At 40.6% G+C, this 19931-nt stretch carries 22 protein-coding genes and 3 pseudogenes; 5 read left to right on the top strand and 20 right to left on the bottom strand.

The window, feature by feature from the left end; translation table 11 throughout:
* Window positions 1–43: 43 nt before the first annotated feature.
* From K6V48_RS02200 to K6V48_RS02290, 19 genes and pseudogenes are all read right to left on the bottom strand, one after another.
* Window positions 44–388, bottom strand: coding sequence for a hypothetical protein (locus K6V48_RS02200; RefSeq protein ID WP_014636338.1), 345 nt, complete (start codon window positions 386–388; stop codon window positions 44–46).
* A gap of 94 nt (window positions 389–482) precedes the next feature.
* Window positions 483–2075 (bottom strand): terminase large subunit, encoded by a 1593-nt coding sequence (locus K6V48_RS02205; RefSeq protein ID WP_222367661.1) that lies wholly within the window; start codon window positions 2073–2075, stop codon window positions 483–485.
* Entirely contained in the window at window positions 2072–2545 is a 474-nt protein-coding gene (locus tag K6V48_RS02210) for a phage terminase small subunit P27 family (protein ID WP_024414194.1), read from the bottom strand. The genes K6V48_RS02205 and K6V48_RS02210 overlap by 4 nt, the downstream gene beginning before the upstream one ends.
* A 50-nt stretch (window positions 2546–2595) precedes the next feature.
* Window positions 2596–2814 carry a hypothetical protein gene (locus K6V48_RS02215; protein WP_238599932.1) on the bottom strand — a complete coding sequence of 73 codons (219 nt, stop codon included), beginning with the start codon at window positions 2812–2814 and terminating at the stop codon, window positions 2596–2598.
* A gap of 13 nt (window positions 2815–2827) precedes the next feature.
* The gene (locus K6V48_RS02220) at window positions 2828–3040 is read right to left on the bottom strand and encodes a DUF4314 domain-containing protein (protein WP_014638122.1); all 213 of its coding nucleotides are present in this window, start codon (window positions 3038–3040) and stop codon (window positions 2828–2830) included.
* 1 nt (window position 3041) lies between these two features.
* The gene (locus K6V48_RS02225) at window positions 3042–3290 is read right to left on the bottom strand and encodes an Nmad4 family putative nucleotide modification protein (protein ID WP_014638123.1); all 249 of its coding nucleotides are present in this window, start codon (window positions 3288–3290) and stop codon (window positions 3042–3044) included.
* A gap of 72 nt (window positions 3291–3362) precedes the next feature.
* Window positions 3363–4643 (bottom strand): DNA cytosine methyltransferase, encoded by a 1281-nt coding sequence (locus tag K6V48_RS02230; RefSeq protein WP_014638124.1) that lies wholly within the window; start codon window positions 4641–4643, stop codon window positions 3363–3365.
* A pseudogene (locus K6V48_RS02235) lies at window positions 4640–5020 on the bottom strand (DNA-methyltransferase); the annotation flags it as partial. The gene K6V48_RS02230 and the pseudogene K6V48_RS02235, both read right to left, overlap by 4 nt.
* Before the next feature lie 3 nt (window positions 5021–5023).
* Window positions 5024–5761 (bottom strand): annotated as a pseudogene (locus tag K6V48_RS12000) (hypothetical protein); the annotation flags it as partial.
* 111 nt (window positions 5762–5872) lie between these two features.
* Window positions 5873–6751, bottom strand: a pseudogene (locus K6V48_RS02245) (DNA methyltransferase); the annotation flags it as partial.
* A complete protein-coding gene (locus tag K6V48_RS02250) occupies window positions 6723–7184 on the bottom strand; it encodes a helix-turn-helix domain-containing protein (protein ID WP_114866589.1) in 462 nt (153 codons plus the stop codon). The gene K6V48_RS02250 and the pseudogene K6V48_RS02245, both read right to left, overlap by 29 nt.
* Before the next feature lie 299 nt (window positions 7185–7483).
* On the bottom strand, window positions 7484–7849 hold the full coding sequence (locus K6V48_RS02255; protein WP_029185059.1) for an HNH endonuclease: 366 nt from the start codon (window positions 7847–7849) through the stop codon (window positions 7484–7486).
* A gap of 1 nt (window position 7850) precedes the next feature.
* Window positions 7851–8888 (bottom strand): methionine adenosyltransferase, encoded by a 1038-nt coding sequence (metK, locus tag K6V48_RS02260; RefSeq protein WP_105145862.1) that lies wholly within the window; start codon window positions 8886–8888, stop codon window positions 7851–7853.
* Between the two features lie 47 nt (window positions 8889–8935).
* Window positions 8936–9118, bottom strand: coding sequence for a DUF6900 domain-containing protein (locus tag K6V48_RS02265; RefSeq protein WP_024388637.1), 183 nt, complete (start codon window positions 9116–9118; stop codon window positions 8936–8938).
* An 88-nt stretch (window positions 9119–9206) separates the two neighbouring features.
* A complete protein-coding gene (locus K6V48_RS02270) occupies window positions 9207–9434 on the bottom strand; it encodes a DUF7678 domain-containing protein (RefSeq protein WP_105140993.1) in 228 nt (75 codons plus the stop codon).
* Window positions 9435–9619: 185 nt separating this feature from the next.
* The gene (locus K6V48_RS02275) at window positions 9620–10123 is read right to left on the bottom strand and encodes a hypothetical protein (RefSeq protein ID WP_000361943.1); all 504 of its coding nucleotides are present in this window, start codon (window positions 10121–10123) and stop codon (window positions 9620–9622) included.
* On the bottom strand, window positions 10116–11492 hold the full coding sequence (locus tag K6V48_RS02280; RefSeq protein ID WP_222367664.1) for a DEAD/DEAH box helicase: 1377 nt from the start codon (window positions 11490–11492) through the stop codon (window positions 10116–10118). Before K6V48_RS02280 ends, K6V48_RS02275 begins: the two co-directional genes overlap by 8 nt.
* Complete coding sequence (locus K6V48_RS02285; RefSeq protein WP_222367666.1) at window positions 11473–11754, bottom strand: VRR-NUC domain-containing protein; 282 nt, start codon at window positions 11752–11754, stop codon at window positions 11473–11475. Before K6V48_RS02285 ends, K6V48_RS02280 begins: the two co-directional genes overlap by 20 nt.
* A gap of 283 nt (window positions 11755–12037) precedes the next feature.
* A complete protein-coding gene (locus tag K6V48_RS02290) occupies window positions 12038–14323 on the bottom strand; it encodes a phage/plasmid primase, P4 family (RefSeq protein WP_222367670.1) in 2286 nt (761 codons plus the stop codon).
* Between the two features lie 308 nt (window positions 14324–14631).
* Here K6V48_RS02290 and K6V48_RS11755 point away from each other — a divergent pair, with 308 nt between their 5' ends.
* The 5 genes from K6V48_RS11755 to K6V48_RS02310 all read left to right on the top strand — a co-directional run bounded on the left by K6V48_RS11755 (window position 14632) and on the right by K6V48_RS02310 (window position 18920).
* On the top strand, window positions 14632–14766 hold the full coding sequence (locus tag K6V48_RS11755; RefSeq protein WP_015057839.1) for a hypothetical protein: 135 nt from the start codon (window positions 14632–14634) through the stop codon (window positions 14764–14766).
* Window positions 14741–15064, top strand: coding sequence for a hypothetical protein (locus K6V48_RS02295; RefSeq protein ID WP_222367673.1), 324 nt, complete (start codon window positions 14741–14743; stop codon window positions 15062–15064). The genes K6V48_RS11755 and K6V48_RS02295 overlap by 26 nt, the downstream gene beginning before the upstream one ends.
* Window positions 15057–16178, top strand: coding sequence for a DUF2800 domain-containing protein (locus K6V48_RS02300; protein WP_222367676.1), 1122 nt, complete (start codon window positions 15057–15059; stop codon window positions 16176–16178). The genes K6V48_RS02295 and K6V48_RS02300 overlap by 8 nt, the downstream gene beginning before the upstream one ends.
* Window positions 16179–16182: 4 nt before the next feature.
* Window positions 16183–16731, top strand: a complete 549-nt coding sequence (locus K6V48_RS02305; RefSeq protein WP_172114702.1) for a DUF2815 family protein — start codon at window positions 16183–16185, stop codon at window positions 16729–16731.
* Window positions 16732–16964: 233 nt separating this feature from the next.
* Window positions 16965–18920: a DNA polymerase gene (locus K6V48_RS02310; RefSeq protein ID WP_222367679.1), complete on the top strand. Its 1956-nt coding sequence runs from the start codon at window positions 16965–16967 to the stop codon at window positions 18918–18920.
* A gap of 39 nt (window positions 18921–18959) precedes the next feature.
* Here K6V48_RS02310 and K6V48_RS02315 read toward each other — a convergent pair whose 3' ends face one another.
* Window positions 18960–19565, bottom strand: coding sequence for a hypothetical protein (locus K6V48_RS02315; RefSeq protein ID WP_222367681.1), 606 nt, complete (start codon window positions 19563–19565; stop codon window positions 18960–18962).
* Between the last annotated feature and the right edge of the window lie 366 nt (window positions 19566–19931).

The raw sequence follows: 19931 nt of genomic DNA on the forward strand, positions 1-19931 counted from the left end.
AGTACGAAAAAAGCACCTCGATTGAAGTACTTATCGTTTGTTCTTAGATGTTTTTCATCTCTCCTTCTTCAAGTAGATACCATGTTCTATCACTTTCTTGAAATAGATAAATGTAATCTGCCAGGGTATCCTCTGCCAATTGACTGATGTCACCGATAAAACGATGTTGCTGGGCATTCCCCTGTAAGTCATCGTGTTCGATCTTATCAAGACTATCTTCAAGCTGAATGATATCACCTTTCTGAAGTAATGCACGAATTTCTTTGCTTGATTTAAAGTGTTTCTTTAGAAGTTCCCCAGTGTATTCTGGATATCCTTCATACGCTACCTCGATTGTTTGTGCTGTATGGTTTTTAGTCAATAATCCAATCCGCGCTTTTGTTGCCATTGTCTTGTTCTCCTCTTCTTTTGTTGTGTACATATTAACTCTAAAGAGAAGTATTATCCAGTCATTTCTGCATTATTTTTGAATAAATTTTTAGCTAAAAACTCAATATTCCGCGTTCATCATAAACACTTCCTTCATCGGTTTGATGACGAATACAACGGTCCAGTCCCATAATGAGTGCTACAATACCGTCAATCTTCTCGACTGACTTTTCCTTGTCAGGCTTGATATTACCAGCAGGGTCTTGTCTCATGACTACGTTTTGTCCCATCCATTTCAGAACTGGATGCCCACCATGTTGAATCTTGCCTTCCATCATAAGTTTATAGAGTTCCTTTGATGGTGGACTCATATCCTTGTACCCTTGACCGAAAGGCACCATGGTCAAGCCCATTCCTTCTAGATTCTGAACCATCTGCGTCGCATTCCAACGGTCATAGGCTATTTCCTTGATATGATAGATTTCCGATAAGTCTTCAATAAACTTTTCGATAAACCCATAGTGAACAACATTCCCCTCTGTAGTTTTGATGTATCCCTGACGCTCCCAAACATCATATAGAACATGGTCACGTCGACATCTCAGTTCCAATGTATCTTCAGGTAGCCAAAAGAAAGGCAGAACGATATAGTTTTCCTCTTCAAATCTAGGAGGGAATACCAAAACAAAAGCCGTTATATCTGACGTACTAGAAAGGTCTAAACCTGCATAACAGCTACGACCCTTGAGACTTTCATATTGGATAGGATCATTTCCCTTCGCATAAACATGTTCTGGAATCCAAGCAACACTTGAGCTTGTCCACATATTTAGACGGAGCTGCTTAAAGACATTCTCTTCTGCAGGATTGTCAAGTGCCTGTTGGTAGGCTTCTCTCACACGGTCAATCCCAATTGTATGCCCTAGTGAAGGGTTGGCCTTGAGCCAGTTGGCTTCATCATTCCAATCATCTTCATCAGATAAACCATAAACCACAGGATAGAAAGACGTATCCTTCTTTCTACCATTCAGAATATCCAATGCTTTGGTATGTAACTCATAACAGATAGAGTTTCTATCCGTTCCAGCTGTCGTGATAATAAAAAAGAGGGGTTGTTCCCTTGCGTCTCCTGACCCCTTGGTTAATACATCATACAAATGACGATTAGGCTGAGCGTGGATTTCATCAAAGACCAAGCCAGATACGTTTAATCCATGTTTTGTCCCAGTCTCTGCAGAAAGAACTTGGTAAAACCCCGCATTAGAATAATTTACAATACGCTTGGTTGCTCCCATTATCTTTGATCGCTTTTCCAAAGGGCGACTCATCTGCACCATTTGCTTGGCTACATCAAACACGATTGACGCTTGGTTTCGGTCACAAGCGGCACCATAAACTTCTGCACTAGCTTCATTATCCGCATATAGTAGATAAAGAGCGATAGCTGCCGCTAGCTCAGACTTGCCATTCTTTTTTGGAATTTCTATATAGGCTGTTAAGAATTGGCGATTACCATCTTCCTTGACAATTCCAAATAGATCACGGACAATCTGTTCCTGCCACGGCAACAAATCAAATCGCTTTCCTGCCCACTTGCCTTTGGTGTGGGAGAGGTTATTGATAAATGTTACTGCCCTATCAGCCTTTGCCTTATCATAGTGTGAGGTTGGAAGCATGAATGGACTTGGTTCATAATGATAGCTCATAAAATTCCTCCTAACAAATCTTCCATTTCATCACCAGTACCAACTTCCGCATCCATCGTCGCTAATCGGTTTCGTGCTGATGGTGTCAAACCAAATTGTTCACAGAATTTAAGCATGATTTTTAGATTAGTCTGGCTGATAGAGACTTGAGGGACTTGTTGGAGATAGCCATTTGGAGTTTTGATAATGGAGCCATGCTTAGATAGGAACTCTTCCGCCTCTTTCCAGCGAGCGTAGGCTTGACAGTAACCTGCAAAAGCAGTCATGTCCATTTCGGTTAAAATTCCCATCTGTTCGAGAATTTTTCCCATCCGTTTCCACTCCTTCTTTGCATCATCTTCAAGCCACTGTGGGCAACGTGGGGCTTTTTGTTTGGGTTTGACTTCATTCGTAGGGAGTGGTCGCTTACCAGGATTTCCCTCAAGTATTTTCATATTCGTAGGCTTTGGTTTTCGCCCCCTGATTGCCACAATCTCACCTCCTTTAGAGTAAGAAAAAAGAACTCATTTCGAGTTCATTCTTAAAGTTCATTAAAGTTATCAAGTACAGCCTGACAAACAGTTCTGTCAATGTCGTCCATGTTATCTATTTCATTCCCATATCTATATTGGTAGATATATTCACCATCACGTTTTATTGTCAGTATTCTAATCCAAGCACCGTCTATATTCCTTGGGTCTGTTGTGTCTTCACGGAGAAACTCACAAATGTAATGTCTGTCTCCAACCGTTCGAGTCATAATTTCCCACATCTCACATTACCTTTTCTACGATATCAATTCCATACAAAACATTTAAGCAACTGCCGTTTTCCCACTTAACTAAGAGTGAACCAATGTCGTCTACTCCAATAACTGTACCAAGTGTTCCTTTAGGAACTGGATGTGGGTCATCCATTCTAACTAATCTAACCTTAGTCCCAACCGGATAGATTGTCTTTAGGTTATTGAAAATTTTTGCGTCCATGTTATTCTCCAATCTTTTCAAATGCCCACTTAACTGCATGTCCAAAGTCTTCGAATGTTCCTGCTTCTTGATAAATGCGGTCAAATCTGCGTTCAAAGTTTTCAAACTCTTCAAGACTATCAGTCGTTTCGTAAATCTCAACTTCTGTTCCTTTATATCCATTCGATGCAACGATGACCCAATCTTTGTAAGGAATGATGCTTGCGGTTGCTGGGTAGATGTCGTAAAGTTTTTCAAGTGTTGTTGTCATGGTTTTGTTCTCCTCTTCCTTTGTTGTGTACATATTAACTCTAAAGGAGACATATATCCAGTCATTTCTCGATTATTTTGAAGATAGTTTCGATAATTCTTCGCTTGCTAGAATGGCACATCCAATGGCATAGACAACTGTTACCGTCACACCATTTCCAGCTTGTTTATATAGTTGGGCATCAGAGTTTACTGCTTGGGCTTTCTCGAACAAATCATCAGAAAAACCTTGTAGGCGAAAACATTCTCGAGGGGTTAAGCGTCTGATTTTTACAACTCGATCATTCCAAACCACAGCACCCATTTGACCACCACAGGAGAGGTTATGGGCAATTCCCTTCCCAACTCTTGCTCGTCTCGTTGGAGAGTTGGGATAGGATAAATCCACGGAATCTCCTACCTCTGCAACTTGATAACCTTGCTTCGTACCATTTCTGACCTTGATGCCTTCGAGAACACCATGACGGTCTTGAGAGGTCAATGTGAACATTGGCTCATCCTGTTCTTTGAGCCTACGTCCATTTTGACGCTTGTTGATTCGATTGGGTGTCAGAATGGGTTGAATTTCGAGTACTCCAGAATTCATCGCAGTCCGTTTTGTAGCTCCAGCAGTATATCGTGCAGTGATACAACGTGCCTCATCTGTCAACTTTGGTTCTGTCAAAGATTGGTCAATTAGATAAAGACCTGTCTTAGCACCCAGTCCCCCACCCTCACCAACAAGAGTTGTGGCAATTCCACTAGGGTCGTAGACACGGTAGCTTTGCATGCCACCTACAAGTTGCTTAAGATGGCTACCGCTTTCTCCGCTGATAGGTAGTACTTTGCGTCGACCTCTGCTTCTAAGATGTCCGAGAGTGTAGATGCGTTCTCGATTTTGGGGAACTCCGTAGTCTTTTGAATTGAACACTTGCCACTCAAGGTCGTACCCTGCTTCATCCAAGATAGAGAGATAGTCGAGATAATCTCGTCCCCCGCCACTTGATAAAAGTCCCTTAACATTTTCAAGGAGTATCCACTCGGGTTTATCTTCTTCCTCTTGGCTTTGGAGGAGGTCAACAAATGTAAAAAAGAGTCCACTTCGTTCACCGTATAGTCCTGCTCGCTTCCCTGCGATAGACACATTTTGACAAGGGCTTCCCGCAGTCCATAAATCTGCTTTTGGAAGTTGTGTTGGGTCAATGCTTGTGATGTCGTCATGAAACCATTCTCCTTTCGTGTCATACATTGCTTCATAAGATTTTCGTGCAAACTTATCCTTTTCACAGTAACCGATACATTTGAACCCAGCTAATTCCAAACCACGACGAAAACCACCCACTCCTGCAAAGAAATCAAGAAAAGTTAAGGTCATACCGACTCCTCCATCATTGAATAAGCTTCATCAAAGGTCAATGTCTGTCCATCGCGCAACACCGTCACGTTATGATTTCCTGTTGACTCTATATAACGTTTGACAATGACATCCACAAACTTCTCATCCAACTCAATGCCGTAACAAACCCTTCCAGTTTGGTCGGCGGCCATTAGGGTTGAACCAGAACCAAGGAATGGATCAAGAACAATCGTCCCACGCATGGATGAATTTTGAATAGGATAGGCCATGAGCGGAATGGGTTTCATCGTTGGATGGTCCTTACTGGATTTAGGACGGTCATATTCCCAAATGGTTGTTTGTTTACGGTCACTGAACCATTGATGTTTTCCCTTTTGTTTCCAGCCATAAAGACAGTTATGAGTAACAATTCCATCTGCAATATAATGTTCATATTTTTCAACAGCAAGAGAATAAACAGGTCCACTGAATCCTTTTGTAAGAACCTCATCAATTACGCCCCAGTAAAAATTTTCTCTCGTTTCCTTTTCATAAGTTTTTGGAATTGGAACTTGCATAATTTGAGGGATCAGATTACAAGCATTGATGCGAGCAGTTACTCGTTTACTAAATGCCTCATGTCCATTTCCTTTGTGAATGAGTGGGTATTTGATATTTCGACCATAGTCAACAAGCAAACGTCTAGCATTATCTAATTGAATTTGGCTATCCAAGTTATCATAAATCATATCGACATGATGAGATGTGCGTTGAGTTTCTTTCTTTGGAAGTCCTCTATCCATTTCCCAATGAGTATAAGGAATACCGTACTTGAGGGCTAATAACTGTTCGTGGCACTGGGCTGTTACTTTATCATCAAATACATCAATGACCCAAGCCTCTTCACCTTTCTCTCCACGAAGTCTCGTTTTCAAACCAAATCCCCTCGAGTTATAGAGTTCAGTAATCCCTACACGCCAACGGTCTCCTTTACGCATAAGATAGGTACAATAATTGTTTTTTGTTGATTCATTAAAACGAACCGAAAACTGATGGTTATCCGTAGCCCACGTTATTTTATTTCCAATTTTTATACCGTATAAGGTGCCATTATAATATCGAGAAGCTGTTTTTATCTCATAGCCACCATTACGCATCCCCAGAATTGTTCCTGAATAGGAATTGTAACTAATGACCCTATCACCATCCTTTAAGTCTTCTATTGGAACGGGACCATTTATAGTTTGAACAATCGTACCTGCTGGCTGACATGGTTCATGTTGCCACTGATAGGGACTACGTCCAAGAACTAAGGAGTTCTTCTTCCAAATGCAACACCCACTGAGGTAGAATCCCGCCTCTTTAAATGCCTTTCGGAAGTTCAGTCCTTCTGTATCCGCATGGAATACATAGATTGAACCATCAGACTCCATATGTTTTTCTACTTGAGTGAACATATCAAAAAGAAACTGGTAAAAGTCACTATCAGGCATATTGTCATTGAGAATCTTTCCAGCTGTTTCTTCTACATCAACATTATAGGGAGGGTCTGTCACAACCAAATTTGCCTTTTTATCACCTAAAAGTTGGTCATAAGTTTCAGCTTTCGTAGAGTCTCCACAAATCACTCGATGCTTACCAAGTTGCCAAATGTCCCCTCGTTTTGAAAAGGTGGGTTTCTTCAATTCCTCTTCAACATCAAAGTCATCATCTGATAGGTCTTTATCATGAACATTCGACAGGATATCGTCAATTTCTGGTGGTTCAAAACCAGTCAGGTCGAGATTGAAATCCGATTCCTGTAAATCCAAAAGCAAGTCCGCCAAAAGTTGGTCGTCCCATTGACCGGTGATTTTGTTAAGGGCAATGTTCAGTGCCTTTTCATCTTCTTTGGATAAATCGACAATGACACATTTGGCGGTTTCATAGTCTAAGTCCTTCAATACAGTTAATCGTTGATGGCCACCAATTACCGTCAAGTCTTTATTGACGATGATGGGGTCAACGTAGCCAAACTTGAGTAGACTTTGCTTAATCTTTTCATACTCCTTATCACCCTTTTTAAGTTTTTTTCGAGGATTGTAGGAGGCTGGGTGTAATTCAGACAATCGAATTTCTCTAATTTCCATTGTTGGTTGGCTTGTCATTGGTTTCTCCTTTATAAAAGCGTGATTGAATGTAACACGAATGGCTACAAAATTTCCTATTTGGATTGGCATAAGATAAAAATGACCTGCCACATTGCTGGCAAGTCAAATCTTCATATGCAGTTTTTGATTTGTCGTGTTCGTCAGAATGAGTGGCCCACCAGACTTTACGACATTTATCCGAACAGAACTTCTTTGGTCTTCCTATTTTATGAATTTTAAGTGTTTGATAACACTGTGGGCAACGGAGTCCGTCATTCTGGTCGGCTTTTGCCATTTGCTTTGTCGCCGCTCCATGACCAAGCAATGCTGGATTTCGTTTACAGTATTTCTTAACGGAATCTCTAGACAGTCCTGTAGCCTTACCGATTAAGCCATAGCCAAGACCTTCTCCTCGCATTTTCCAGATTTGTTTGCGTTGACTTTCGTCCATTTGTTTTCCTTTCAAACAAAAAAGGACTAAAAACAACTATTTTCACCATTGTTTCTAGCCTTTTTCACTATTATTATTACCAAAATGACATACTAGGGAACGCTACATCCCCACACTGGAAACGTGATAACGGTGGGAAGGAACGTCAAAATGAAGCGATTTTAATGTACCCGCTTGCGAATTTTGCGAAATTGCACGTTTGAGGGGGCGTCGGTCTTAGTCTCCCAAGGGTTTAGAGATTCCATCCCCCCTCCCCCAAAGGGTTAAAAATTGGATACTATTGTAACGAAACTCCAAGACTAAAATCGATACGTATACTCCACATATCGGTCAGTCGTCATGGTCTTCCTATCATGACAAGACTTACAAAGTGCTTGCCAGTTTGATTGATTCCAAAAGAGTTCTTGGTCACCTCGGTGGGGTGTGATATGGTCAACCACTGTTGCTTTGGTTAATCGACCTTTGACTTTACATTCAACACAGAGTGGATGAACTTTTAAGTAACGAAGTCGTGCTTTATTCCACTGGGCATTGTATCCTTTGGCTTTGGTTGACTTGGCATCCAGTTGATGGTTTCCCTTATGGTTGTCACAATACTTGTGACCATAGGATACTAAGTTAGGACAACCATTTTGTTTACAAGGTGTGCTTGGTCTTCTTGGCATTTTACTTCTCCCAAGGAAGATTTTCTTTCGTGAAATGTCCGAAGCAAGATGTTTTGGTGTAGTCTACATTCAAGAGATGAAGTTCCTTAATGATACCTTGTGGGGTCAAGTCGTAGCGTTCACGAATCATTCCTTCCAGTTGTGTTGAGGTGTAGCGACTGGTTCCAAAGGTTTCTACATATACCGACACAGGTTCTGCAACTCCAATGGCATAGGCTAATTGTACTTCACATCGTTTCGCATACCCTTCTCGAACAATATCCTTAGCAATCTTTCGTGCCATGTATGCTGCTGAGCGGTCAACCTTGCTTGGGTCTTTTCCAGAGAAAGCACCGCCACCATGATGTGCAAAACCACCATAGGTATCGGCCACAATTTTTCGACCAGTAACTCCTGCATCCGCAAACGAACCACCAAGAACAAAACGTCCGGTCGGATTGACTAGAACTTTGAAATCTAGATTCTGACGGTAACGAAGTGCTACTGACATCATAGCTTCAGTCACAATTCGTTTCACTTTGGCAAGGTTGGCTATTTCAGTATGTTGGATGGAAACTAAAAAGGTATCAATCCGTTTCTTCTCATAGTCGTAGGATACCTGTGCTTTCGCATCCTTTCCAAGTAAGGGGTGACCAAGCGACATCAGTTTCTCAAGGACTCGGGTTGCTAGAACATAAGGAAGTGGCAGGTACTCAGGTGTTTCGTCTGTCGCATAACCAAACATCATTCCTTGATCACCAGCACCTCCATTATCTACTCCTTGTGCAATATCTGAGCTTTGGAGTCCAAGTAGGTTAGTTACCCGAACATTTTTCATACCAAGTGGCTCGACAACCTGACGAACAATGTTCTCGAGATTAAAGTAATGTCTAGTTGAAATTTCACCAGCTACCACAACTTGGTTATCCTTGATTAAAGTCTCAACTGCCACTCGACTTGATTTGTCATACTTTAGACACTCCGTCAAAATGGCATCTGAAATCTGATCACAGATTTTATCTGGGTGTCCAACTGAAACTTGTTCACTAGAAATAATCATAATTCCTCCACGCAAAAAGCCCAACCTTTATGAGGCTAGGCTTTACTTTATTTTACTGATTTTTGGCCTGCTTCGTAGGCTCTCTCCAATGCTCTTTTGATACCCCATACCGAAACATCGTAGAAGTCAAGATTGTCGCTCCAACGTTTTTCCAAGGTTTCTACAAAAAGTTCTTCTTTTGCAATTTCTGTTAAAAGGGCATTGAGTTTTTCTTGTTGACGCTTTGTCATGGTATTGTTCTCCTCTTCTTTTGTTGTGTACATATTAACTCTAAAAAGGAGATATATCCAGTCATTTCTGCATAAATTTAAAGATATTTTAAACAGTTAAAACCAGCAAAACCGCCTCAAGAATGGCTTCACGTTCTTCTGTTTCAGGATAGAGTTCCCATCCTCTGTCGTAAGAAACGATTGTTTCTTCAGCTACTTCAATATCTAATTTGAAAATACATCCAAGGTCAATTCCAACTTCTGAAGGTTGGGGACTAACCTTGGCAATGTAATCCACTTTTTGTCCCTGATAATCAATCCGTCCGTCAGTCCACATGGTTATTCTCCTTTGGTTTTTCTAGGTTTATATTACCCTATCAGCCAAAGAATATCCAGTCATTTGAGGGAGATTTTTATCTTTTTTGACATCTTAAGTATATCACATGTCTAGGTTGAAAATCAGTACTAAACCAGTACAAATTTAGTGCTAATTTAGTACCAATTTAGTGCACTCAACCATCACTAGATAGGGATGTGATAATCTTCCACCTTAAGTTCAAGACTTTTTGAAGTCCAACGATAACACTTGCGTAATTGTTTTAGAATCTTACGCCTACGATAAGCAAGTGTTGAATGACTGATTTCATAAATCTCTTCTAGTTCAGTCCAACTCTTGCCTAAGTAAATTAAATCCTTGGCTAATGGCTTCAAATCCTCAGGTATTAGCTCCATAACGAACTCAAAGTAGTAAAGATCCATTTTTAAGCAGTAGTAGGTATTAAGCAAACTACTGAGGTACTCTTGATTTTCTTGTTCTTGTTTTTCTCTAAAACTAAGAGAAATCAGCTCACTACGACCATGGTTTTTACTTTTCTTGACCTTTTCATGCTCTGACTTCTCAAATACCAGTGACTGAATCACACTATTCTCTGAGATAGGTCGATAGTTGAGCAATTTCTCCTGAACTAAATGTAACTTCATTTTCATGTCACGATAGTTTTTAGCTATATATTCCACCTTATCCATCTGTTCCTCCTACTTGTGCTTTAACAGCTTCAATCAGCCGTTCTTGTTGTGCATCTTTGTTTTCTAGTGCCTTGAGAATTTCCTCATCAATCGTTCCTTCAGTCACAATGTGTTGAATAACAACTGTCTCAGCCTCCTGGCCTTGACGCCAAAGTCGTGCATTTGTTTGTTGGTATAGTTCCAATGACCACGTTAAACCAAACCAGACCAAGTGGTGACCACCTTTTTGGAGGTTCAACCCATGACCAGCTCCAGCTGGATGAAGTAAGCCAACTGGGACATTTCCCTTGTTCCATTCACGAATATCTTCTTCTGTTTTCAACACCCGACTCTTTACATTGAGTTTTTCTAAACGACCCAGAATCCGAGCTAAGTCATGTTTGAACCAATAAGCAACTAAGACAGGCTCTCCATTTGCGGATTCAAGGATATCTTCAAGGGCATCTAGTTTCTGTTCGTGAAATGCCACAACCGAATGATTATCAGAATATACGGCTCCATTGGACAACTGAACTAACTTGTTCGTCAGGCTTGCAGCATTGGTAGCAGTTACTTCTAGTCCGTCTAACTCTGACAATACATACTCTTTCTTAAACTGACTGTACTTTTCTTTTTCCTTTTCTGACATACGCACCAGCTTCTTGGTTGAAATCAAATCAGGCATATCTAGATAATCTAGAGCCTTCATGGAAATGGTAATATCACTAATCTTGTCCTGAATTTGACACTCCGCATAATCCATAGGGATGTATTCATAGACAATGTTTCCATTGCGACGACCTTCTTCAAAGTAGCGACTACGAAACTCACCAATGAAGCAACCAAGACGTTCTCCTCCATCAATGACTTTAAACTCTGCGAACAAGTCCATTAACCCATTTGAGCTTGGAGTTCCTGTCAAACCAACGATACGTTTCATGTAAGGTCGCATAGCCATGAAGGCTTTGAAACGCTTGGACTGCCAAGACTTGAAAGAACTCAATTCATCAATCACTACCATATCCCACTTGAAATAGGGACTACATTGTTCCACCAGCCAAGGGAGGTTTTCACGATTGACGATATAGATATCCGCATCTTTCTGGAGAGCTACTTTTCGTTGCTTGGGAGTTCCCACAATTTTCGAATAACGCAAGTGACGCAACTCCGCCCATTGTTCAATCTCATCACTCCAAACAGTATTTGCGACTCGAAGTGGGGCAATAACCAAAACCTTAGTGACTTCAAATCTATCAAACATCAGCTCATTCACCGCAGACAAGGTTGTTGCCGTCTTCCCCATCCCCATGTCTAGGATGACTGCTGCATATGGGTGACCTATGATGAAGTCCTTGGCGACTACTTGATAGTTATGTAATGTCAATTTCATCTAACACTTCTCCAATCATCTCAATGCGGTCAATGACATAAACCGTAAAGCCTAACCGCTCGAACAGTTTATGTCTTGACACTTGTAACTTCCTTGGCTTCTGGTCGGGAGCCTTTACTTCCACCAAGCCAAAATTGCCATTGGGTAAAAACACCAACCTGTCTGGTACACCAGAAAAAGATGGTGATACCCACTTAGGACAAATGCCTCCTCTAGCTTTCACAGACTTCACCAAAGCTTGCTCAACGTATTTTTCTCTCATCGTTCTAAATCCTTTCGTCAAATTGAAGTGTGTAGGTCTAGTGCAGTCATTTCCAAAACTCCCCTTACTGGCTTTTTTTATAGTAATTTATGCTTATAGGATAGTTTTAGAAAAGACCAAAATAGACCTACACAAAATCAAAAAATGTCACTCATGTTGGTCGATTAACTAATTTGTTCTAGTAATTAGAATTTATTAGTTTTTGACAAAGGGTCAACGACCGACACGTTTCCAATCTCTCGCGACCTCTGGTGTGGAGGTAGACCGTAAAAAATGATGGTCACTAGTCTAAAAAATCATAGCCATCATCAACCAATTTCAAACCAAGAATGAAGTTACCTTTACTTGTCCGTTTTCGTTTAAAACCTGCCTGATCAAGAGCAGAATAAAAATCGGTCGTACTGCGTGTGTACTCCATGTTTTTGGCGCAATAGGCACGATACTGACTATAGAGCTCTCCTGATTTTTCTGACAACTGATCGCCAACTTGACAACAGTCACCAAGGAAGTGTCCTAACCAATCATTGGCTTCTCGGTAAGCTTTGACGGAAGTTGATACGGCAGCTGGTACCTTTGTTTTGAAGTTCGCTTTGATGGCTTTTTCTGCACCTTCGATAATCCAAGACATAATGGCTGGTGCTGCATTGTCATACAAATGGTCCGCAAAGTTTTTGATGTCAGAGCGACCTATGATTTTAGCGTTAAAAGGAATGACAACCAAACGTCGCCAAGTTCCATCATCGTTCGCACCTACTCTGGGTAGATGGTTAGTGTAAAGAACCAGCGTGTGTGAGGGCACGAAGTGGAAGGGATCCTTGTACTTCTTCTCGGCTTGGATTTCATCTGTTGAGGTAATCTGCTTAACAACCGCAGTATTGAGTCGCATCCCTTCTGCCATTTCAGAAGCAATGACCAGACGTTTCCCTTTAAGCTCAGCAAGCTCAGGACTGACATTTCGCTTGTTTGACATAGTTAAGGCATCCGCAGATAATTTACCTGAATAGCTACCTAGCACACGAGCGATGGTATTCCAAAAAGTAGACTTGCCGTTCGCTCCGCCTCCATAGGCAATAATCATGTGTTCCTGATAAACCTTACCTATGGCTGCCATACCAATAATTTCTTGAACATAATCAATTAATTCTTGGTCATTACAAAAAAAGGTAGCTAAAGTTTCCTGCCATAATCCCATTCCCTGATCACTAGGGGAGACTGCGGTTATTTTTGTTATGTAATCTTCAGGATTGTGTTCTTGTTGCCCATTTATTCCCTTTCGTAAATCATAGGTAGCCTCTGGGGTATTGAGTAATAAGTCATCACTATCTAATTCTGACAATTCTACTGAAAGCATTGGTTTAGCTGTATTATAGACAGCCATCAAATTCTTATAGTCACGATGTTTCATAACAAATTTATGAAACTCTTTAGCTGCAAGATAAGCTTTTAAATATTTCAATTGAAGTGGAGTTTCGACTGCATTTTCTAGACGCTTTCCTCCAGCCTTTATGGTTAATTCATCAATACCTGAAGACTGAAGTTGCTTATCTGCAGATTCCAAGAGTGCATTCGCTTCAGCAAGTTGTTCATCGGTAAAGTGTACAACTGCACCTAATGCCAACTGCTTATTTTCACGCCAGTGGGTTCCGTCATAGTAAAGATAGTCTGTTGCATTGGTATATGCGAGCCTGTTCGCATACTCTCTTGCAAGAACTCCCGCTTCCCCAACATCAGAGTAATCATCTGGTTTTAAAGTTTCTCGATTGAAAGCATCTGGAGCCACGTAGCCTTTAGATGTTTTTATAGTTCTGTTGTAGAATCGCACAGCACTTCCCCAGATGGAATCTAACTCTGCTTTATCCAGCGGTGGTACACATTTCTGAGCCTGCTCATCAAAGCCATCTCTTGCTTCTTGCGTTACCCCTAAACGTTTGACAATCTTAGCTGCAAATACAGACATCGTTGAATTACGACTCCCTTGCTGGATTGGTCCACTTGGAGGAGTATAGAAGTCTGCATCGAAATCTTCCTCGTCATCAAATGACACAGCTTGAAATATATCTTCATCAATAGTTAGCCAAGAATCATGCCATATAACCTGTGCATTGGGATTTCCAAAGAAGAACCTTGCCGCATCCTTAGCATTATCATCAAAAAACTTGTATTGATTACAGAGTTCTTCCTTCATAGTTACATAGACATCTTTATCAGTTACCTCATTGATTTGGAAGTAAATATGATATTTTGGTCTTGGAGCTTTTCCTGCCTTTGCCTGCATATGACTTCTACTGGTGACCAAGGCAAAATTATAATCCGCAAAGATTTCTTTTAATCGCTCGACCGTCATCCATTCTTCCGGATTTTCAGAATGGTCATTATCAATATCCATGACCAAGACGTCCGACTTGATGAAATTGGTATTTGAGCGTGTATTGTTTAAAAAAAGCCCTGCCACATGGTCGAATTGCACAACAGTTTGTAGCGATATTTCATCAGTAATAGTTACTTGATTGGGATAAACCGTGGTTGTCTGAACCCCAGTCTGTCCGGAATGAGATAAGGTAAATTGCATTATGCACCCTCCAAATGTAATTAATGATGTGTGGAGATTTTTCCCTCCTACCTTATTAGGTAGAACTACGGCTCATTTTTCCGCACCTTAATAAAATTTTTTCAAAAAAAAATAATCTTCCTTTATTTAGCTAGAGGAAGATTATTTTCATGTTTACCAAATTAAAAAAATTTTATAAAAAAGCGGAAAATTACATCCTAGTATTACCTATATAGGTGTAAGGGATGAAAAACATCGATTCAAAAAATTTTTAATAAAAACCGGAATTTCTGTTCACATCTCTACCTAATAAGATAGGAGGTCACAAAATGACTCAAGAAATAACTGTGAATCACAATGATGAACTGGTCGATACACTTACCGCCATCAGCGTCATCTCAAAGCAACTCGCTCGTAAAATAAAGGAGGAAGAAATCAATGAGCAAAATGAAAGAACTGAATAGACTAATTCATGATATGGAAGAAACCGCAAAGTACTACCTTCGATTGGTAGATGAATTCAAGAAACTGCTCTCTTCTGAGGAAGAAACGGTAACAAAACCTGATCAACCTAAACAAGAACCACAAAAGGAAATTCAATTGGAGGATATCCGTGCTGTACTTGCCTCGAAAGCAAAAGATGGCTATAAGGAAGATGTCCGTGCTCTTCTAAACGCTTACGGTGCTTCTTCTCTATCAGCACTTGATCCAAAACACTTTGCGGCAGTACTTAAAAAAGCAGGAGGGATTGGTAATGACTAACCACGCCATTCTATCCGCATCTGCATCACATCGTTGGTTGAGCTGCCCACCATCTGTTCGTCTCACCGAAGATCTGCCAGACACAACATCTGATTTTGCTCTTGAAGGTACGGATGCTCACGAGTTGTGTGCTTATCTAGTCGAGAAAGCTTTAGGGAGGAATGCGCGTGATCCAACAGAAGATTTAGCATTTTACAACGATGAAATGCAGAATTGCGCAGAAGAATACCGCAACTATGTGATGGATCAAGTTGAGAAAGCCAAAGGCTACTCTCGTGACCCTACAGTTCTTGTCGAACAACGACTTGACTTTTCCAAATGGGTACCTGAGGGCTTTGGAACTGGGGATTGCATCATCGTGGCAGACGGACTTCTACAGGTTATTGATTATAAGCACGGACTTGGTGTTCTAGTAGATGCAAACTACAACCCGCAAATGATGTGTTATGCCTTGGGTAGCATTGAAATGTTTGATGGACTTTATGATTTTGATAAAGTCACCATGACCATCTTTCAACCACGAAAATATAACATTTCTACCTTTGAGATGGAAAAGACTGAGTTGCTTGAATGGGCTGAAAACGTGCTCGCTCCAAAAGCTGAACTTGCATTCAAAGGTGAGGGGGAGATACAATCTGGTAAACACTGCCAATTCTGTAAACTCAGGAATGTCTGTCGAAAGCGTGCTGAGGATAATTTGGCACTAGCCAAGATGGAGTTTGCGGATCCAGCTTCCCTTAATAACGAGGACATTGCTGATATTTTGCCTAAACTAGATTTGTTGATTTCATGGGCAAATGACATCAAAGCTTATGCATTGAATCAAGCAAAAGATGGACATCCTATCCCAGGATACAAACTGGTTAAAGGTCGCTCTGTTCATAAATTCTCAGATGAGTCAGCCGTTAGCCAAGCAGTGATTGAAGCTGGATTTGACCCTTACGAGAAGAAACTGCTCACTATCACTGCCATGACTAAGTTACTTGGCAAGAAAACTTTTAACGACCTACTTGGTGGTCTCGTAATAAAACCAAGTGGTAAACCAACACTCGTTCCAATTGACGATAGCCGTCAAGAGATGAACCTAGCAAAACATGAATTTAAAGAGGATTAACTATATGACAACTAAAGTAATTACAGGACCAAACACTCGCTTCAGCTACTTAAATGCCAACGAACCAAAATCTATCAATGGTAGCACTCCCAAGTACAGTGCGTCACTCATCATCCCAAAAGAGGATACAGTCACCATTAACAAAATCAAGGCTGCTATTGAACAAGCCTATACAGAAGGTGAGTCAAGGCTCAAGGGCAACGGTAAATCTGTACCTGCTCTATCTACTCTGAAAACTCCCCTACGTGACGGTGACCTTGAACGACCTGATGATGAAGCATACAAAAATGCTTACTTCGTAAATGCTAACTCTCCGCATAAACCTGGTGTGGTTGATGGCAATCGTCAAGAAATTATTGATACTTCAGAATTGTACTCTGGTATCTATGGTCGTGCTTCTATTACCTTCTATGCTTTCAATTCTAACGGCAACAAAGGTATTGCTTGCGGTTTGAATAACTTGCAAAAATTGCGTGATGGTGAACCCCTCGGTGGACGCACTCGTGCTGAAGATGATTTTGCGACTGAAGATGATGATGACTTTTTGAACTAGAAAGAGAGAATTAGATCGATGATGTATACTATTTTAACTTGTACTATTATGGGACTCTGGGTGCTTATCGGACTATACTTCGGGTACATGACCATTAGAGATGACATTCGAAATGAAATAGAACGAAAGGCAAAGCAAAATAAAGAAAAACTTAGCCAAACACCACTCAGTCGAAAAAACAAATAGAACTTTAGGTGGCAGTACTTCTGTCACCTTTTTAGGAAGGACAAACTATGCCGATAAAAGAACTCAGCATTGACATCGAAACCTATTGTGAAATTGACTTACGAAAATCCGGTGTATATCGCTATGCGGAAGATGACAGTTTTGAACTCCTTTTGTTTGCGGTTTCTGTCGATAATGGACCAGTGACTGTTTATGACTTGACTAAAGAGCAATTACCACAAGATATCCTTGAGGCCTTGGTGAATGATAGTGTAATTAAATGGGCATTCAACGCTTCATTTGAGCGAATTTGCCTATCCAACTGGCTCAAGAAATATCATCCTGATTTATTATTAGATGGATTTTTATCTCCAGTTTCATGGAAATGTAGCATGATTTGGTCAGCCTTTTTAGGACTTCCCCTCTCCCTTGAAGGAGTTGGAACAGTTCTCAAACTCAAAGACCAAAAGATGAGAGAGGGGGCTGACCTCATTCGCTACTTCTGCGTACCTTGTAAGCCTACCAAGGTCAATGGGGGACGAATTCGTAACTTTCCTCATCACGCTCCTGACAAGTGGTCTACCTTTATCAACTACAACAAACGAGATGTAGAAGTCGAATTGGCCATCAAGGAACGGGTGAAAAACTTCCCAGTACCTAGCTTTGTTTGGAATGAGTACCACCATGATCAGATTATCAACGACCACGGTATTGGCATAGATGTTGATTTTGTAAAAGCTGCAATCAAAATTGATACAGAGAGCAAAGCTCAAATCCAAGAGGAACTGAAAGGTTTAACAGGTCTTGAAAATCCAAACTCTGTTCTACAGATGATTGGCTGGTTACGAGAACATAGAGTAGCAACAGATTCTCTAGACAAAAAAGCTGTAAAAGAATTACTCAAAACGGTTGATGAAACAACTGCTCAAGTTCTCAAACTTCGTCAGCAAGCTACCAAATCAAGTGTTTCCAAATATCAGGCTATGATGAACTGTGTTTGTAAAGACAGTCGAGTAAGAGGAATGTTTCAATTTTTCGGAGCTAACCGAACTGGTCGATGGGCTGGTCGCTTGGTACAACTTCAGAATCTACCTCAGAACCATCTTCCTGACCTTGAGGAAGCGAGAGAACTTTTCAGAACCGGTGACTTAGAAGCTACTGAGCTACTCTACGATACTCAGGATACCTTATCGCAACTTATCCGTACCGCTTTCGTTCCAAGTGAAGGAAAAAAATTCATTGTTTGCGACTTTTCAGCTATCGAAGCTCGTGTCCTGTCCCACTTGGCAGGGGAGAGATGGCGTAGTAAAGTATTTGAGAATGGCGAAGATATCTACTGTGCCAGCGCCAGCAAAATGTTCCATGTACCTGTGGAGAAACACGGAGTCAATAGCCATTTACGTCAAAAAGGTAAAATCTCAGAGTTGGCTCTTGGCTATGGTGGTTCAGTTGGTGCTTTAAAAGCTATGGGTGCTCTTGAAATGGGATTGAATGAGGAAGAACTCCAACCTCTTGTGGAAGCATGGAGGCAGTCTAATCCCAACATAGTATTATTCTGGTGGGATGTAGACAAAGCAGTGAAAACAGCCGTTAAAGAGAGAACCAAGACATCTACCCATGGAATTACCTTTGAGGTTAAGAGTGGCTTGTTATTCATCACTCTACCATCTGGTCGTCGCTTATCCTATGTCAAACCTAGGATGGGAGAGAACCAATTTGGTAGTGAATCAGTCACATATGAGGGGCTTGTAACAGGCAAGAAATGGGATCGCATTGAAAGTTATGGTCCAAAATTTGTCGAAAATATAGTCCAAGCCATCAGTCGTGATTTATTGGCCTATGCCATGCGATTGTTAGGCAATGAAAAGATTGTCGGTCACGTACATGATGAAGTAATAATGGAATGTCCAATGGAACAAGAACTTGATGAGATTGCATCGTTGATGGGAATTGCACCAGACTGGATGCCCGATATTAATCTTCGCGCCGACGGATACGAATGCTTATTCTATCAGAAAGATTAGCAAAAAATCGCCACCTCAAAACGAGATGGCGATTTTCATTTATTGATTTAGTTCTTTATAAACCTCCTTTGCAAGTGCATGTGCTTTCTTGATTGCATCATAACCTTGGGTCTTTTTGAGACCAAGTTGTTTAATGATTTCTTGTTTGCTAATTGTGACATCTTGGTAGATTAGCTTTAGGATTTTACCGTACTTTTCATTACGTTGATAAACAACATCAATCAATTCTTCTAGTGTTTCAATAAGCATCAGTTTCTCCTCATGAGAAGGGATTCCAGTTGGATCGTAGCCAAATTTCTCATCATTATCCATCTTATCGAACATCTCATCTAAAGATAAATCATCATGTTTTCCTTTAGAATGACGGCTCAAATATTCATTGGTATCCATGTTAAAGACACGAAGAGCATTCGCAAACTCTACTCGTTCAACTGGTACGAATCCAACAAGAATTCGCTTGCCATAGATATTAAACGTTTTGAGATTGTCTCGATTAACATCCTTGTTAACTAACATCGCTTTATCTCTAATAACGAATGGAGCTAGTACTTGTGAATCAGTAGGTTCTACACCATTATAAGGCTTTGCACTTTGATAGCGATCTGGAGTGTATTTTGAATTAGTATTTTTGTCATTTGTTGTCATATCTTGACTCCTTTTCTTTGGCAAGCAAAGAAAAAGAGTATGACAACCCAATATTCAATTTTGTGTTCGACCTCATATGCTTTTCCTTTGCGGTTATTACATAATTGGTCAACTAACCATACACGTTGACAGTTTCTACTAGCGATTCTTATGGTTAACGGTCATGATCAGTGACAGAAAAGCTAGTAAAAATTTATAAAGAGTTATTACTCAATTATTTGTAACTCTAGTGTACCTTAAAACGAAAATCCCTGTGTACTAGCCTAGGTGCACAGGGATTACTGTAATATCAACAATTTTCAAAAATTGAGTACAAAAAAAGAGCATTTCTGCTCTACCAATGCACCTAGCCTAGGTGCAAATTTA

This window comes from Streptococcus suis (assembly GCF_019794555.1).
GTDB classification, from domain to species: Bacteria; Bacillota; Bacilli; order Lactobacillales; family Streptococcaceae; genus Streptococcus; species Streptococcus suis_AB.

What these genes read in the sequence shown, in the direction of transcription:
- K6V48_RS02230 (WP_014638124.1), bottom strand. Translation starts at nt 4,643, where the DNA reads ATGACCTTAACTTTTCTTGATTTCTTTGCAGGAGTGGGTGGTTTTCGT.
- K6V48_RS02285 (WP_222367666.1), bottom strand. Translation starts at nt 11,754, where the DNA reads ATGAGAGAAAAATACGTTGAGCAAGCTTTGGTGAAGTCTGTGAAAGCT.
- K6V48_RS02255 (WP_029185059.1), bottom strand. Translation starts at nt 7,849, where the DNA reads ATGCCAAGAAGACCAAGCACACCTTGTAAACAAAATGGTTGTCCTAAC.
- K6V48_RS02295 (WP_222367673.1), top strand. Translation starts at nt 14,741, where the DNA reads ATGAGCAAAATGAAAGAACTGAATAGACTAATTCATGATATGGAAGAA.
- K6V48_RS02205 (WP_222367661.1), bottom strand. Translation starts at nt 2,075, where the DNA reads ATGAGCTATCATTATGAACCAAGTCCATTCATGCTTCCAACCTCACAC.
- K6V48_RS02215 (WP_238599932.1), bottom strand. Translation starts at nt 2,814, where the DNA reads ATGACTCGAACGGTTGGAGACAGACATTACATTTGTGAGTTTCTCCGT.
- K6V48_RS02305 (WP_172114702.1), top strand. Translation starts at nt 16,183, where the DNA reads ATGACAACTAAAGTAATTACAGGACCAAACACTCGCTTCAGCTACTTA.
- metK (WP_105145862.1), bottom strand. Translation starts at nt 8,888, where the DNA reads ATGATTATTTCTAGTGAACAAGTTTCAGTTGGACACCCAGATAAAATC.
- K6V48_RS02270 (WP_105140993.1), bottom strand. Translation starts at nt 9,434, where the DNA reads ATGTGGACTGACGGACGGATTGATTATCAGGGACAAAAAGTGGATTAC.
- K6V48_RS02220 (WP_014638122.1), bottom strand. Translation starts at nt 3,040, where the DNA reads ATGGACGCAAAAATTTTCAATAACCTAAAGACAATCTATCCGGTTGGG.
- K6V48_RS02250 (WP_114866589.1), bottom strand. Translation starts at nt 7,184, where the DNA reads ATGGACGAAAGTCAACGCAAACAAATCTGGAAAATGCGAGGAGAAGGT.
- K6V48_RS02280 (WP_222367664.1), bottom strand. Translation starts at nt 11,492, where the DNA reads ATGAAATTGACATTACATAACTATCAAGTAGTCGCCAAGGACTTCATC.
- K6V48_RS02265 (WP_024388637.1), bottom strand. Translation starts at nt 9,118, where the DNA reads ATGACAAAGCGTCAACAAGAAAAACTCAATGCCCTTTTAACAGAAATT.
- K6V48_RS02275 (WP_000361943.1), bottom strand. Translation starts at nt 10,123, where the DNA reads ATGGATAAGGTGGAATATATAGCTAAAAACTATCGTGACATGAAAATG.
- K6V48_RS02225 (WP_014638123.1), bottom strand. Translation starts at nt 3,290, where the DNA reads ATGACAACAACACTTGAAAAACTTTACGACATCTACCCAGCAACCGCA.
- K6V48_RS02200 (WP_014636338.1), bottom strand. Translation starts at nt 388, where the DNA reads ATGGCAACAAAAGCGCGGATTGGATTATTGACTAAAAACCATACAGCA.
- K6V48_RS11755 (WP_015057839.1), top strand. Translation starts at nt 14,632, where the DNA reads ATGACTCAAGAAATAACTGTGAATCACAATGATGAACTGGTCGATACA.
- K6V48_RS02290 (WP_222367670.1), bottom strand. Translation starts at nt 14,323, where the DNA reads ATGCAATTTACCTTATCTCATTCCGGACAGACTGGGGTTCAGACAACC.
- K6V48_RS02315 (WP_222367681.1), bottom strand. Translation starts at nt 19,565, where the DNA reads ATGACAACAAATGACAAAAATACTAATTCAAAATACACTCCAGATCGC.
- K6V48_RS02310 (WP_222367679.1), top strand. Translation starts at nt 16,965, where the DNA reads ATGCCGATAAAAGAACTCAGCATTGACATCGAAACCTATTGTGAAATT.
- K6V48_RS02300 (WP_222367676.1), top strand. Translation starts at nt 15,057, where the DNA reads ATGACTAACCACGCCATTCTATCCGCATCTGCATCACATCGTTGGTTG.